We start from the raw sequence: 15,141 nt of genomic DNA, 5'->3' as shown, positions 1-15,141 counted from the left end.
AGCCCGCCCACGGCGACGAGCGAACCAAGGGCCCATATGACGCCGAGCACCATGCCGAGAAGGTCACGGCCCGAAGGCGGTGCCGGGGCCGACGCAGCGAAGCTCTGCCGTGAAGGGTCCGAGTACAGGGAAGTGGTCATGCCGTCTCCGTAACTGGTGCTCGGAGAGGAGCTGTCACGCCTTCAACCGCCGCGTGAAGCACCTGGGCGTCCGTCAGCATCTGGCAGTCCCCGGGACTGATCCGCCAGTGGGGACCCGGCCCGCGCACGCGATGCGGCGGAGGGACGACAAGGTGCTGGGACAGGCCGAGCGGCCGCGTGTCAGGCACGTCCCAGGCGACCGCGGTACCCGTCCGTACGAACCAGTAGAGGGCTGGTTCGCGCGGATCTTCGATCACAGCACCGCTACGAGAACCGAGAGCGACCAGCACACGCACCCCGACGCTTCGTGGCACGCGCACGGCGTCCCAGCGGAATCCGACGCCCTGAATCTCGCAGCTACCTACCGTGCGCATCGCGGGTGGTTCCGGGATCTCTTGTGACACGAAGAGCCAACTCCTCACCGAGCACTAAGGCTTGAATGTGTGGAGCCGTCATCTTCGCGAGACCTCACGTCCTATTCGAGGACTTCAAAGGGTCACTCAGAGGACTTTGGCAGGGCCTTTATTCGCCTGATTGATGAGTTCGGGCCGTGATAGGGACATAGCGTGGGAGCCTCAGGTGAGGTCCAGACACCACGGAGGAGTTCATGTCCCGTCCGATAGGCAACACTCGTCTCAAAGCTGCCCGGGTGGCGGCTGGCTACAATTCGCAGCAGGCCCTCGCCGACGCCATCATGAGGGACGCGCCGCAGCTCGGCATCCGAGGACTGGCCGTCGGGGTCCGGCAGGTCCGGCGGTGGGAGTCCGACAATCCGCCGTGGCCCCAGCCGGACATCCGTCGCGTCCTCACTCATTTGCTGGGCCAGGACGCCGAAGACCTCGGCTTCACCGCTCCCTGGGGCTCAGGACAACATCCAGACGGTCAGCCCCGCCCGATCTCGACAGCCCATTCCATGCCCGGCACACGCCTGGCCACGGTGCCCACCCAATCTGTCGCGATCACTCAGCCCACGAGCGTCGGAGCCAACTTCGAAGCCGTGACCCGCTCCCATCGCCACCTCTACTGGTCCGTGGCACCAGCCGCCTTGCACCCCGCGATTCTGGAGCATGCACGGCTGGGCTGCGCGCTTCTGCCCGAGACGGTCGAACCCGCCCGACACCGACTCGCAGCCGCACTCGCCGAGTCCTACCTGCTGGCAGGCCGCATCGAATTCTTCGACCTCCGCCAACCCGACCAGGCCGGCGACACGCTGCTGCGCGCCCTCCAAGCCGCCGGTGAGGCTGACGATCCGCTCCTGGGATCGGCGATCCTCGCGCACACGGCCTTCATCCCGGGCTGGTCAGGCGAACGCGAGGCGGCAGTAGAGCGAATGGTGGCGGCCCGCACTTACGCCCGCCGCGGCCCCGCGTCCGCAGAGTTCCACGCCTGGCTGGACGCCGTCGAAGCCGAGTGCGAGACCCGCTGCGGCAACACCCGTACCGCCCTGAACCTCATCAGCCACGCCGAAGACACCCTCGCCACCGGGTCTGAGCACACCACACCCGTCTGGATGGACTGGTTCAGCCCTGTACGCCTGGCAGCCTTCAAGGGCAACACCCAGCTCAAAGCGGGCCACCTCCCGCAAGCCCGCGAGACCCTTCAGCAGGTACTCGAAGACCTCCCGCCCGAGTCCGCCAAGCAACGCACTGTCGTCTTCGGGGACTTGGCTGCGGTGGCAGCCGCCGACAGTAATCCGCAGGAGGCATGTCGCTACGCCGGCCAGGCCCTCGACCAGCTCGCCGCCACCTGGTACGCCACCGGCATGGACCGTGTACGCGAAGTGCGGCGCACGCTCGCTCCGTGGCAGAACGAGCAGTGCGTGCGGGACTTCGACGACCGGCTCTACGACTGGGGGACGACGGTCAGCGCTCTCCAGCGTTGAACCTGGCGATCCGCTCCGGCAGCTCCGCAAGCGAGTCGATCCGCATCGTGGTGATCGCAGCCGCGTCCGGATCGCCCTGCTGGATCGTGCCCCAGGGCCCACGCCGGATCAGCGCTGTCAGCAGCCCCGCCTGCACGGCGGGGCGTATGTCGTTGTCGAGCCGGTCACCGACGTACAGAATCTCGCCCGGCTCGGCAGGCGTCGCCTCGATGACATGCTCGAAGAACTTCACATCAGGCTTCGACGCACCCCAGTCATCACTGGTCGCGATGAGATCGGACGGCAGATCCAGCCCACGCAACAGACCGCCGGCCCGCACAGTCTGATTACCGGCGATGCCGACCCAGAGACCGGCCTCGCGCAGCCCAGCCAGCGTCGGCCGCACATCCGGATAGAGATCGTCCTCGCCGAACCACTCCGGCTTACCGGCCTCGGCCCGCCTGTCCCGCTCCTCCGCCAGATCGAACCCCCGCCGGAACTCCTGGAACGTCTCGCGGTAATCCCGCCCCTGCGCGATGACCGCCCCGAACATGGCTGCAAAGGTATGCCGGGGCACCCCCAGCCAATCAGCCCATGTTCCGTACTCCCGGGTCTCGTCCACAAGGCACTCACCGACATCGAACACCACAGCGCGAATCATGCTCGGCAGGGTAATGCGCCGCGCAGCCCTGTACTGAGGAGCCCCGGGGCATAACCTCACACCACCTTCGGTGCCGTGGCCCTCGCCGCCAAGATCCGATCTTCCCTGACCTCCTACCGCCCTCGACTTCCGAGGCAGGATGCGAGGTCAGGCCGCACGACACCATGCTCTACACCTCCACTGTTCCGCTACGACAGCGACCTGCTGATCAACCCGCACGTCTGGGGCCAACCAGCCAGCGCGAACCCCCTGCTCCATCTCAAGAGAGAGGTTCGCCATCGGGAGTTGTGGTCATGTCGCAGTAAACGATGGAGTCCACGAGGCGCTGGTCGTCGAACAGCGGAAACTCCGTCTCCAGCACGTCCCGCAATCCACGCTCGTCGGCCTCTAGCAGGGCCAGCGAGTGGTTCGCCACCAACCGGACCAGCCGGTCTTCCGCAGCGTGAGCGTCACGAAGAAACCGGGCTCCATCCAGCGGATGAAACCCGGTTACGGCCAGCCGCGGAGCGTAGCCAACATCATGCAGTACGGCCGAGCAGGTCAGCAGATCCGCGTCGTCCCCGAAAATCCCGGCCCCTTCGGCCGCGCGCCGGGGCGCCCCCTGTGAGCGCCCATCTACGAGGAAGTGACTCGCTCAACTCCGCCTCGGCCACACCGCTTGGCCACTTCTCCATTGTTGCTCCGCTCATGGCACGGTACGTGCCCAGGAACACCGAACACAGTCCCAGGCAGCCAAGGGACAATGCAGCGCGTTCCAGCCTTGAACATGGCCGCCGATCTCGGTTCCCTCTGCGCACGGCGCGGCGGCGTTGCCAGGGCCCGTCGCGGGTGGGGGTACCTGTTTTCCTCACTCGGGACGATGTAGAGGTGTCACTGTTTCCAGTTGAGTGAAAGTCGGTGGTCCCGCAGTGCTGCGATCGGTGAGTCCCGGTGAGGTGACGACGGCCATCTCATGCCTGTGCGGCCTGACCGCCCTTGGAATTCGTATACGGGGACGGGTAGCGCTTGCCCGCGAGCAAGGGCGGGCCATGGCTGCTGTGATCACCGCGGCTGCCGGGAACTGCCAGCCGGCCAGGGCCCGGCAGCGGACGCACTGGGGCATGGCGTGGTCCATCGACTTCCGAGAAGAGAGCGGTGTACTAGCGGAGGGCGTGTCCGGCGCCTACGAGTCTGAGGCCGCGAGGTCGGCAGGCGGTGGAGAGGGCCGGTGAGTCAAGCGGAGGACGGCGAAACGTCGGCCGAGTGGGCGGGAGATCGTGAACGCAGAGACGCCATGCAGATTTTCTACACAACCCATCACCCCAAATTGGCGGCGTTCGTGGGCCGGCGCGTGGATGGCCAACCGGGGATCGAGGACGTGTGCCAGGAGATCTGGCGCCTCTTCTTCGTCAAGTATGACGCTTATTTACAAGCGTACGACGAACCGGTCAAGGCGCTCTACCCGATCGCCCGGTGCCGCATCGCGGAGTTCTGGGAGCGGCGCGGACGGATGCGAGAGGCCCCTTTCGAAGGCGAGGACTTGGCGCTGCTGACCCATGCAATGACCTCCGACCTGCCTCTCGGAATCGAACGTCGTGTCGATGTAGAACGCGCTATGGCCTGCTTACCGGAGCGGCAGCGCGAAGCTCTGCACCTACACCACATTGACAACCTGACAGTCTTGGAGACCGCGCTGCTCATGGGCATCGGAGAGAACGGCGTGAAGAAACTGCTAAAGAAGGCCCTGTCCAAACTCCGTGCGGCACCCGCGCTTACGGGCTACCGGACGGCAGCCACTTCGCAGGAGGTGCCCAAGTGACCAGCGACGACCAGCACCAGCGCCTCATCGAGGATCAGAGCGACAGTGGCTTTCACGCCGTCATGGACAGCATCGACCGTCTGACAGCCGAGGAACGCGCGGCGCTGGCCTTGCAGGCCGATCAGGCTGAATTCGGCTACGAGGCTTACGCATTGGCTCTTGAGCTTCTTGAGCAGGGACATCGGGAGCGCGCGCTGTGCTGGTTGCGCACAGCCGCCCGCCATCACGTGGCCGGAGCTCAGCGGGCACTGCTCCCTCGGGGGGTTCCCACGGCCGCGCCCGACGACGTGAGACCGCTGCCCGCGCCAGCGGATACCGTTCCGTTGACTCCTCCGTTGGAGCGCGTGGCAGCAGACAGTAGCGACGCCCCTCCCGCCGACGCGGAGCCCACTGCCAGTGCGGGCACCCCCCTTCGTCCTCGGCTCTCTCCGGTCGCCCAGCGCATTGCCCTGGGAGTCAGGCTGCGAGAGCTCCGTGAGTCCAAGCAGATCAATTGCCACCAGGTCGCGGCAGCGCTGCATTGGTCCGCAGCCAAGATCAGTCGAATGGAGCGCGGCCAGGTCGCCTTCAAGGACCAGGCAGTCCGCGAACTGCTCACCCTGTATGGGGTGCACGATCCGGACGTGCGCCAAGCATTCCAGGAATCTGCCCGCGCGGCAAATGAGAGGGATTGGTGGAGCGACTACGGCGACATCATGCCACCGTGGCTCCAGACACAGTTCGCCCTTGAGCGAAGCGCCATCCACATCCACACCTTCGAGGTGCAATTCATCCCCGGTCTGCTCCAGACGGCGAAATATGCCGAGGCTGTCACCAGGATCGGTGATCCGCTCGCGTCCGAGACGGCGATCGATCGAAGAGTGGAATTGCGCATGAGGCGACAGGAATTCCTTTCAACCCCGGAGGCCCCGAAAGTCTGGGCCATTTTGGATGAGGGGGTGCTGCGTCGTGAAGTAGGCGGTCCAGACGTGATGCGGGAGCAATTGAGGCATCTCATCCAGGTGTCCGAACTACCGAACATCAGGCTCCAGATCCTGCCGTTCCAGGCGGGCGGCCATGCCGCGATCGGCGCACCGGTGACCATCATGCAATTCGCGGAGCCAGAACTACCCGATGTCGTCCACCTGGAGCAACTCTCTGGTGCCATCTACCTCGACAAGGCGGATGAGGTCGAAAGCTATCGAGGGGCAATGGATCGATTGGTTGCTTACGCCGAAACCCCTCTCGCAAGCGGGGAATACCTGTCTCGGCTCGTCGAAGATCCTGATCATGCTGCAGACGATGACTCGCCGAACGTGGTACCAGCGGTGCAGGAGCGAGCGTACACAAGATTCATGGAACGACTTACGAACAAAGCCCTACAACCGAGCGATACGGAGGAATTCATTGGCAACATGATTGCAAGCCACAGCTGAGTGCTACCAGTCAAAGAATAAAGGTCGGCTCGTTCCTTCGGGGGCCCCGGTCCGCGGCAGCCCTGGAGAAGGCACTGGTGGACGATTTCGAGCAGGCATACCGGGCAGCCCTCGGCAGGGGCGACAGAAGATGGAGACTGACGCCGCCTCAGTGAAAGCCACGCTCGGCGTGGAGTCCACGTCGCGCCGAGAAATGGGCCATTTTCGATCGCCCTACTCCTGCAACGGATCCTCTTGCCATGCAAGCCTACTCACGTCACCAGACCGATGAGCGAGGTCCTCACGCCCAGCAAGCCACGTTCATCACTGCGTGCCCCAGCTGTGCCCTCCAGACCGGAAATCCTTGGTCAACAACGGTACAAGGAGCCCTTCCCCCGAAGTCGCTCCACCCCAGGTTTCCGCAGTTCAAGCGGCAGCTCAGCTTCGTGTGACCCGTTGATCCCCAAGCTCAGAGCGCGGGTTCGGTTCCCGTCACTCGCTCCATGACGAAGCCCCAGGCCAGCGGCCCGGGGCTTCTCCGTGGTTGTCCAAGTCATGGGGTTGTCGTCCAGGCCGGCCGTCGGAGTCGCCGTGGCGATGGCGGCCGCCGCTGCCATGAGGTTGGCGATCGTTGGTTGTCGGACCTGGCAGCTACGTTGAGCGGATGACCTACGGAGACGGTGAGACCGGGGGCATCAGGCCGCAGCAGTTCCACGGGGCCGACGGTGGGGAGGACTGGCGTGTCGTGGGTGAGGGGGCCTGTGCGTACTTCCGTACCGGGTCGTTCGCGGTTGGTGCTCGGTTCGTGCAGGCGATCAGTGAGATACTGGGCGTCGGGGGCGATCACCCGGACGTCGATGTGCGGCAGGAGGGCGTGATGGTGCGGCTGATCACGGTCACTGGCGACTATTACGGGCTGACCGAACGGCAGGTCGAGGTGGCCCGGCAGATTTCGGCCGTGGCTCGCGCCCTGGACATACCGGCCGACCCCTCCGCCGTGCAGACCGTTCAGGTCACCGTCGATGCCCTCGCCGCTCCCGATGGGGTGGCGTTCTGGAGGGCCCTGCTGGGCTGTCAGGGGCGCGCCAACAGCGGCGAGGACCTGATCGATCCGCTCCGTCGCGGGGCGCCGTTCTATTTCCAGCAGATGGATGCACCGCGCCCGCAGCGCAATCGGGTCCATATAGACGTCTGGGTGCCGTACGACCAGGCCGAGGCCCGGATAGGTGCTGCGCTGGCGGTCGGTGGGCGGCTGGTGAACGACGCCGACGCGCCGTCGAACTGGGTACTGGCCGACCCCGAGGGCAACGAAGCCTGCGTGGGCGTGGCCGGTCCGCCTGAGTAGCCGGCCGTCCACCGGTCACTCGTGCGGGTCCGCCCAGTTCCTGCCACGTCCGGTGGTCCGCCCGGGTTTTGCCGGTCTGGGCGGTCTGACCGCGCGGTCTTCGTAGGATGAGCGGTCATGGTTGACCTCTATCCTCCGACCGCTCCCTACGATGACGGATTTCTCGATACCGGCGACGGCAACCGCATCTACTACGAGCAGCTCGGAAACCCGGCGGGCAAGCCTGCGTTGAACGTGCACGGCGGACCCGGGTCGGGTGCGGCGCGGCAGCCGGTCCGGGAATGGGATCCCGCGTGTTACCGGGTGATCCGCTTCGACCAGCGCAACTGTGGCCGCAGCACTCCGCACGCCAGTGACCCCGTGGCCGACATGAGTCTGAACACCACGCGGCATCTGATCGACGACATCGAGCGGTTGCGTGAGCATCTCGGTGTCGAGAAGTGGCTGCTCAACGGCGGGTCCTGGGGCTCCACGCTCATCCTCGCCTATGCGCAGCGGCATCCCGGGCGGGTCAGCCAGATCGTCATCCCCGCGGTGACGACCACCCGTCGCTCCGAGATCGACTGGCTCTACCGGGGCGCGGGGCGGTTCTACCCCGAGGCGTGGGACCGGTTCCGTGACGGCGTACCCGAAAGGGAGCGGGAAGGTGACTTGTTGGCGGCCTACGCCCGTCTGGTGGAGAGCCCCGACCGGGCGGTCCGGGAGAAGGCCACCGCCGCGTGGATCGCCTGGGAGGACGCGGTCGTCTCGGGCGAACCCCATGGCGTTCCCGGTGTGTACAGCGGCCATGCCCACGATGCCCAGGTCGCGTTGGTGCGCATCTGTGCCCACTACTTCAGCCACGGCGCCTGGCTGGAAGAGGATCAGCTGCTGAGGAACGCGTACAAGCTGGCGGGGATCCCCGGGGTGCTGGTGCACGGCCGGCACGACATGGCCGCTCCGGTGCACACCGCGTGGGAGCTGGCGAAGGCGTGGCCGGGGGCCCGGCTGCACATCATCGAGGACTCGGGGCACACCGGAAGCGACGCGATGCGTAGGGCGACCCGGGCGGCCGTCGAAGAGTTCAAGGACCGGTGAGGTGTGCGACGGCGCTGTCCTGGACAGCGCCGTCGCGCAGCGTCCCCCGGGGGGCAGCCCGGGGTCAGAAGGTGCGCAGCAGGTCGGCCGCGACGCTCACGGCGATGGTCGCCGGTTCCTTGCCGTTGATGTCGGCCAGGCCGATCGGGGTCTTGATCCGGTCGATGGTGGCCTCGCTGTGACCTCCCTCGGTGGCGAGGCGTTTACGGAACCGCACCCACTTGGCCGCCGAACCGATCAGCCCGATGGAGCCGAGATGGGTGGTGCGCAGGGCGCCGTCGCACAGGGCGGCGTCCTCGGCGTGGTCATGGGTCATGATCAGAACGTGCGTGCCGTGCGGCAGTTCGGCCAGTACCTCCTCGGGCAGCAGCGGTGTGTGGTGCACATGGATCTGGGCCACCGCGTCCGCCAGTACGTCGAGCCGCTCCTCGCCGAGCATCTCGGCACGGGTGTCGATCAGATGGAGGTCGAGGTCCTGGCGGGCCAGGATGCGGGCCAGTTCCAGGCCGACGTGGCCCACGCCGAAGACCGCGACGGCCCGCATCACCGGCAGAGGTTCGAGCAGCACCGAGACCGTGCCACCGCAGCACTGCACGCCGTGCCGGGTGGTCACCTTGTCGTTCAGGGCGAAGTCGATCAGCTCGGTCTCGGGCTGGAGCGCGACGATCATCTCGCGGGCCCGGTCGATCGCGACGGCCTCGACATTGCCGCCTCCGATCGAGCCCCATGCCTCGCTCCGCCCCACCACCAGCTTCGCGCCGGCGTCGCGCGGGGCGTGGCCGCGCACGGTCGCGACGGTCACCAGGACGCCGGGCTCCCGGCGTGCTCGCAACCGGGCGACCGCGGCGACCCAGGTCATGTCAGGCACTGCTCAACACCGCGGCGTCGGCATCGGTGCCGGCATCGGCGTCGGCGTCCGTAGTGGGGCCCTTACCGGTGCCTGTGTCAGTACCCGTGTCCGTGTCCGTACCCGTAACCGTGCCCGGACCGGCGTCGGCCACGCCCCCGGAGGCCCCGCCCCTGCGGGCCTCCTCGATCGCCCAGTAGACCGCCTCCGGCGTCGCGGGCGAGGCCAGTTCGACGCTGGTTCCGCTCGGCCCGAACGCGGCGGCGGCCTGCCGCAGGGCTTCCCGTACCGAGAACGCCAGCATCAGGGGAGGCTCGCCCACCGCCTTGGACCCGTACACCGCGCCCTCTTCGGTGGCGTTCTCCAGGAGCGTGACGTTGAACTCCTCGGGCATCTCCGAGAAGCTCGGCAGCTTGTACGTACTCGCCGCCTGGGTCAGCAGCCGGCCGCGGTGCGGTCCGTCCCCGGTGTCCCAGCGCAGGTCCTCAAGGGTCAGCCAGCCCGCGCCCTGGACGAAGCCGCCCTCGACCTGACCGATGTCGATCATCGGGGAGAGGCTGTCGCCGACGTCGTGCACGATGTCGACCCGCCGGATGCGGTACGCGCCGGTGAAGCCGTCGACCTCCACCTCGGTCGCGGCGGCGCCGTGTGCGAAGTACTTGAACGGCGTGCCCCTGAACGTCTTTGCGTCCCAGTGCAGACCCTCGGTCCGGTAGAAGCCGGAAGCCGACAGCTGGACCCGCTGGAAGTACGCGGTGTGCACCAGGTCGTCCCAGGCCAGCTCCCGCTCGCTGCCGAGGGCCCGGGCGACGCCCTCGACGATGCGTACGTCCGATGCGTTCGCACCCAGCTGGGACGCGGCCACCTGGAGCAGCCGCCCGCGCAGCTGCTCGCAGGCGTTCTTCACCGCCCCGCCGTTCAGGTCCGCCCCGGAACTCGCCGCGGTGGCCGAGGTGTTGGGCACCTTGTCGGTACGGGTCGGGGCCAGCCGGACCTTGTGCAGCGGGATGCCCAGGGTGGTGGCGGCGACCTGCATCATCTTGGTGTGCAGGCCCTGCCCCATCTCGGTGCCGCCGTGGTTGATCAGGACCGAGCCGTCCTTGTAGATCAGCACCAGCGCGCCGCCCTGGTTGAAGGCGGTGAGGTTGAACGAGATGCCGAACTTGACCCCGGTGATCGCGAGGGCCCGCTTGGTCTGCGGGTGGGCGGCGTTGAAGGCGGCGATCTCGCGTTCGCGCCCGGCGACACCGGCCTCGTCGCGGACCTGCTCCCAGACGGCGGCGATCCGTTCGGGGTGGGTGACCGGCTGTCCGTACGGCGTGGTCTGGCCCTGGCCCGGCCGGTAGAAGTTGCGCTCCCGCAGCTCCCTGGCGTCCAGGCCGAGCAGCGGCGCGCACCGGCCCATGATGTCCTCGATCACCAGCATGCCCTGCGGCCCGCCGAAGCCCCGGAAGGCGGTGTTGGAGACGGTGTTGGTTCTGGCGATCCGGCCGGCGACGCGCGCGTGCGGGATCCAGTACGTGTTGTCGATGTGGCACAGCGCGCGGGCCAGCACCGGCTCCGACAGGTCCAGGCTCCAGCCGCCGTCCGCCGTCAGGGTGGCGTCGAGGGCCTGGATGCGGCCCTCGGTGTCGAAGCCGATCCGCCAACTGGCATGGAAACCATGGCGCTTGCCGGACATGGTCAGGTCCTGGGTCCGGTTGAGCCGGAAGCGCACCGGCCGGCCGGTCAGCTTGGCGCCCAGGGCGGCGACGGCCGCGAAGCCGTGCGGCTGCATCTCCTTGCCGCCGAATCCGCCGCCCATGCGCAGGCACTGGACGGTGACCTCATGGGCGGGCAGGCCGAGCACGTGCGCGACGATTTCCTGGGTCTCCGAGGGGTGCTGGGTGCTGCTCTGGACGAACACCTGCCCGTTCTCGTCGATCAGGGCCAGCGCCGCGTGCGTTTCGAGATAGAAGTGCTCCTGGCCGGAGAACTGGAACTCACCGGTGAACACCCGCGCGGAGTCGGCGAAGCCCGCGTCGATGTCGCCGTGCACCATCACCGGCCGGGCGCCGTGGTAGCTGTCGGCCGCGATCGCGTCCTGCAGCGTGACCAGGGAAGGCAGTTCGTCGAGCTCCACCTCCACGGCCGCCGCGCCCAGCCGGGCCGCCTCCAGGGTCTCGCCGAGCACCCAGGCGACCGCGTGGCCGTGGAACATGACCTCGTCGGGGAAGAGCGGCTCGTCGTGCTTCATCCCGGCGTCGTTCACCCCGGGCACATCGGCACCGGTCAGTACGCGGACCACGCCCGGCACGTCGAGCGCGGGCCCGGTGCGCAGCGCGGTGATCCGGCCGCGGGCCTTCATGACCTGGACCGGGTAGGCGTGCAGCACGTCCTTGGTGCGCTGGACCAGGTCGTCGGTGTAGAGCGCGGCGCCCGTGACGTGCAGGGTGGCGCTCTCGTGCGGCATCGGAAGACCGACGACGGGCTTCTCGGGGCGTTCGGACAGCTGGCTCATGACGGCACCGCCTCGGTGGTTTGTGCGTACAGCTTCAGCAGGCTCTGGCCGAGCATCGCGGAGCGGTAGAGGGAGCTGGCCCGGTGATCGCTCATCGGGGTGCCCTCGCCGCGCAGCTCCCGGGCGGCGGACTCGACGGTCTCCGCCGTCCATGGCCTGCCCTCCAGGGCGGCCTCGGTGGCGAGGGAGCGGATCGGGGTGGCGGCCACACCGCCCAGGCCGATACGTGCCTTGCGGACGGTCCCGTCCTCGATGTCGAGCGCGAAGGCGACCGCCACGCTGGAGATGTCGTCGAAGCGCCGCTTGGCGATCTTGTGGAAGGCCACGACCGGCGACAGGGGCAGCGGCACGCGCACCGCGCGGATCAGCTCGCCGGGGCGCCGTACGCTCTGCCGGTAGCCGGTGAAGTACTCGGCCAGCGGGACCTCGCGCTCACCTTCGGCGCCGGTGAGCACCACCGATGCCTCCAGGGCGAGCAGCACGGGCGGGCTGTCACCGATGGGGGAGCCGGTGCCGAGGTTGCCGCCGAGGGTCGCGCTGTTACGGATCAGCCGGGACGCGAACTGTGGGAACAGCTCTGCCAGCAGCGGGACTTCGCCGTCAAGCCGCCGCTCGATCTCGGTGAGGGTCAGGGCCGCCCCGATGAGGACGGAGTCGGATGCGACGCGCAGCTCACGGAGTTCGGGCAGCCTGTCGATACCGATGACGCAATCCGCCCTTCGGGAGCGGATGTTGACCTCCACACCGAAGTCGGTGGAGCCCGCCACCACCACCGCGTCCGGCCGCTCGCACAGCAGCCGTACGGTTTCGGCGAGGGTGTTCTTCCGCAGGAACGCGCTGCCGTCCCGGGTGTAATCGGTGGCGACCGGTGCGGGCGGTGACTGCTCGCGGCGCTGTGCCAGCGGGTCCGCTTCGGGAGGCGTACCCACGGCGAACGCGGCGTCGCGGATCGGCCGGTAGCCGGTGCACCGGCAGAGGTTCCCGCTCAGCGCGTGCAGATCGAAGCCGTTCGGGCCGTGCTCGGGGTCGGCGGCGGGGGCTGCGGGATCGGCGGGGTCGGCGGGGGCAGCGCCGTCGGACTGCTCCGGGTGCGCGCAGCGGTCGGGGCGGTAGTACTCGGCGGCCATGCTGCAGACGAATCCCGGGGTGCAGTAGCCGCACTGGGAGCCGCCGCGGACCGCCATCTCCTCCTGCACCGGGTGCAGGGTGTCCGGCGTGCCGGGTGCACCGGCGGTGGCCAGGCCCTCGGAGGTGATGATCTCCTGACCGTCGAGCGCCGCGGCCGGGACCAGGCAGGCGTTGACCGCCACCCAGTCGGTGGGCTTGTTCACCCCGGGGCGCGCCACCAGGACCGAGCAGGCGCCGCACTCGCCCTCGGCGCAGCCCTCCTTGGTGCCGGTGAGGCCGCGCTCGCGCAGAAAGTCCAGCGCGGTGGTGTGGGGCGTGGCCGGTGCGAGCGGTGTCTCGTTCCCGTTGACCGTGATCCGCGCCGCTACCATGCCGGGCCTTCGTTTCGCCTCGGAACGGGTCGATGCATCGTATTCGCCATTTTTCGGGCCGCTTTCTGGGTCTTCGGCGCCGCACGCAGGAGAGGTGAGCGCACATCGGCACGCGACAGCGGCGTGCCGGGAAAGAGGTGACGTCACACCGGCGTGTGCCGGGAAAGGGGTGGTGTCACAGGTGGAATGTGCCGCGGACGGGGCACATCAGAACGGCGTACTCAGCAGCCGTGTGCGACCCGGCCCGGAACCCAGGCCGTACGGCGGGCGAGGCGGCCCAGATCAGAGCTGGTGTACATCTGCTGGTCGCCTCCTTCGCGTGGCCGGGCGGGTCGTCAGGGGTGTGCTTCTCCCGCAAAGTAGTTGCCGTGAGCACCAGGGTCAAGGGTCGCCCGGGGCGGCCGTGCGGCGGGCGGTCCCCCGTACGGCCTCGGCTCATGGGCCAGGGCGTCCCCAACCGGTCGGCGCACGGCCTCAGTTCAGCCGACGGGCACTCTCAGCCGACCGGCGCGCACCCTCACCCGACCGGCGCGCGCCTTCACCAGCGCGCCCTCAGCCGGCCAGCGCGCCCATCGGGTCCCAGGCGGGCAGGACGATCGGCTCCTCGTCGAGGGCGGCGGCCAGCTCCGGTGGCAGCGCCGAGCGCCGGACCGCTATCTCGAAGACATGCTCGCCGAACCACGAGTCGTTCATCGTCCAGAAGCCCTTGTCGGCCTTCTCCTCGCCCCAGCTGTTCTCCACCCGCCAGCGGCGCGGGTCCCCGTCCACCACGTCCACGCCCGTGAACAGCATCGCGTGGGTCATCTGTGTGTCGTGGTGCAGCAGCCGGGCGGCCTTGTCCATGGTGAAGGGGGCGTCGTACACACCCGCGTAGTCGAAGAGCTCCGCGTCCCAGACACCGGCGTCCGCGCGCATCATCTTGGCCACGTCGCAGCCGAACCAGACCGGCTCGCCGCCCACGATCGCGTCCATGGCCAGCCGCTTCAGCAGCTCCATCGGCACATTCAGATAGGCCACCGGCGGGGCCTCGACGACATTGCCCAGATACTCGACGGTGAAAGTGCGCCCGACCGGGCTCGACTCCCGTGGGTCGTGCACCAGGCAGACGTACTCGTCCAGCGGGAGCCGCACATACGAAGCGGCGAACTCCGCCGGGGTGAGCCAGCCGTCGCGGTGGAACTTGCGGTCCTTGTCCTCCCACTGCCACAGGAACCGCTGCGGCGGCGTGCCGAGGTGGATGCTGAGCACCCGGTGGATGCCCTCAAGCACCTCCCGCTTGCGCTCCCGCTGCGCCCCGGCACCCTCGGCCGCCTGCGCGCGCAGATCGCGGGCGCCCTGGCGGAGCAAGGTCTCCAGATCCCGGTTCATCGACCGGGTCGCGGATGAGCTGTGCGTCTCCGGCATGGCCGACTTGGGGACCAGGCCGTGCTTGGCGACCAGCGCCACGAACATGTTCCACTGCCCGCCGTCACTGATCGGGTCCGCCAGCACATGGGCCACCGTACGGTCGTCCACGTCCCGGTCCGAGGTCTCGATGACCGTCTCAAGGAAGTGGTTCGCCCGCTCGAACTTGTCCCACCAGAGCAGGTAGTTCTGCGAGAACTCGAAGTCCTTCACGCCCAGCGCTTCCGCCGCCCCGACCCGCAGCAGGTTGAGCCCGGCGAACATCCAGCAGCGCCCGCTCTGCTTCTGGTTGGTGACCTTCCAGTCGTCCAGGTGGTGGGAGACCGAGTGGTCGATGCCGGTGAGCACCCGCCGGTCCAGGGCGACATCGTCGACCGGTGTCCGGGTCACGGCGTTCTGCATCAGCCTGTTCGCGGGCCGGGCGGCGAATCCCTTCTCGAAGAATTCGAGCTGGTCCGGCGTCAGACTGCGGTTCATGGCCGAGCGGGATTCATCGTTTCCCAAGGTCACAGCGGTCCGCCTCCAGTCCCCAGCGCTCGCCGGATGAGCGCTTCCTCACCGTCGCACGGCCGTTCGGCCGGAGTCAACGGCGTACAGGGTGAGACTCCGGCGGCA

General features: G+C 68.1%; 10 protein-coding genes and 2 pseudogenes. 6 read left to right on the top strand and 6 right to left on the bottom strand.

Annotation, left to right across the window (positions count from 1 at the left end; genetic code table 11):
• The first annotated feature begins 747 nt into the window (after positions 1–747).
• Positions 748–2,022: a transcriptional regulator gene (locus ACWGKJ_RS14440; protein ID WP_385031015.1), complete on the top strand. Its 1,275-nt coding sequence runs from the start codon at positions 748–750 to the stop codon at positions 2,020–2,022.
• Here ACWGKJ_RS14440 and ACWGKJ_RS14435 read toward each other — a convergent pair.
• Positions 2,003–2,662 (bottom strand): HAD family hydrolase, encoded by a 660-nt coding sequence (locus ACWGKJ_RS14435; protein WP_385031012.1) that lies wholly within the window; start codon positions 2,660–2,662, stop codon positions 2,003–2,005. The two genes, ACWGKJ_RS14440 and ACWGKJ_RS14435, sit on opposite strands and share 20 nt — an antisense overlap.
• Before the next feature lie 81 nt (positions 2,663–2,743).
• Here ACWGKJ_RS14435 and ACWGKJ_RS14430 point away from each other — a divergent pair.
• Positions 2,744–2,929: pseudogene (locus ACWGKJ_RS14430) on the top strand (XRE family transcriptional regulator); the annotation flags it as partial.
• A 4-nt stretch (positions 2,930–2,933) separates the two neighbouring features.
• Here ACWGKJ_RS14430 and ACWGKJ_RS14425 read toward each other — a convergent pair.
• A pseudogene (locus ACWGKJ_RS14425) lies at positions 2,934–3,351 on the bottom strand (HD domain-containing protein); the annotation flags it as partial.
• Between the two features lie 584 nt (positions 3,352–3,935).
• Here ACWGKJ_RS14425 and ACWGKJ_RS14420 point away from each other — a divergent pair.
• The 4 genes from ACWGKJ_RS14420 to pip all read left to right on the top strand — a co-directional run bounded on the left by ACWGKJ_RS14420 (position 3,936) and on the right by pip (position 8,276).
• Positions 3,936–4,460 carry an RNA polymerase sigma factor gene (locus ACWGKJ_RS14420; protein ID WP_453315740.1) on the top strand — a complete coding sequence of 175 codons (525 nt, stop codon included), beginning with the start codon at positions 3,936–3,938 and terminating at the stop codon, positions 4,458–4,460.
• Positions 4,457–5,875 carry a helix-turn-helix domain-containing protein gene (locus tag ACWGKJ_RS14415; RefSeq protein WP_385031006.1) on the top strand — a complete coding sequence of 473 codons (1,419 nt, stop codon included), beginning with the start codon at positions 4,457–4,459 and terminating at the stop codon, positions 5,873–5,875. The genes ACWGKJ_RS14420 and ACWGKJ_RS14415 overlap by 4 nt, the downstream gene beginning before the upstream one ends.
• A gap of 643 nt (positions 5,876–6,518) precedes the next feature.
• Positions 6,519–7,199, top strand: coding sequence for a VOC family protein (locus ACWGKJ_RS14410; protein WP_385031003.1), 681 nt, complete (start codon positions 6,519–6,521; stop codon positions 7,197–7,199).
• A gap of 117 nt (positions 7,200–7,316) precedes the next feature.
• Positions 7,317–8,276, top strand: a complete 960-nt coding sequence (gene pip, locus ACWGKJ_RS14405) for a prolyl aminopeptidase (RefSeq protein WP_385031000.1) — start codon at positions 7,317–7,319, stop codon at positions 8,274–8,276.
• 64 nt (positions 8,277–8,340) lie between these two features.
• Here the strand turns inward: pip and xdhC are convergent, their stop codons facing one another.
• The 4 genes from xdhC to ACWGKJ_RS14385 form a co-directional block, all read right to left on the bottom strand.
• Positions 8,341–9,135 (bottom strand): xanthine dehydrogenase accessory protein XdhC, encoded by a 795-nt coding sequence (xdhC, locus tag ACWGKJ_RS14400; protein WP_385030997.1) that lies wholly within the window; start codon positions 9,133–9,135, stop codon positions 8,341–8,343.
• A 1-nt stretch (position 9,136) separates the two neighbouring features.
• Entirely contained in the window at positions 9,137–11,623 is a 2,487-nt protein-coding gene (gene xdhB / locus ACWGKJ_RS14395) for a xanthine dehydrogenase molybdopterin binding subunit (protein WP_385030994.1), read from the bottom strand.
• On the bottom strand, positions 11,620–13,122 hold the full coding sequence (locus ACWGKJ_RS14390; RefSeq protein ID WP_385030991.1) for a xanthine dehydrogenase small subunit: 1,503 nt from the start codon (positions 13,120–13,122) through the stop codon (positions 11,620–11,622). The genes xdhB and ACWGKJ_RS14390 overlap by 4 nt, the downstream gene beginning before the upstream one ends.
• A 552-nt stretch (positions 13,123–13,674) precedes the next feature.
• Positions 13,675–15,003, bottom strand: a complete 1,329-nt coding sequence (locus tag ACWGKJ_RS14385) for a C1 family peptidase (RefSeq protein ID WP_385030988.1) — start codon at positions 15,001–15,003, stop codon at positions 13,675–13,677.
• Between the last annotated feature and the right edge of the window lie 138 nt (positions 15,004–15,141).

This window comes from Streptomyces sp. NPDC054757 (assembly GCF_053612185.1).
Note: the sequence above shows the minus strand (reverse complement) of the source record. Positions and strands in the feature narration are given on the sequence as shown.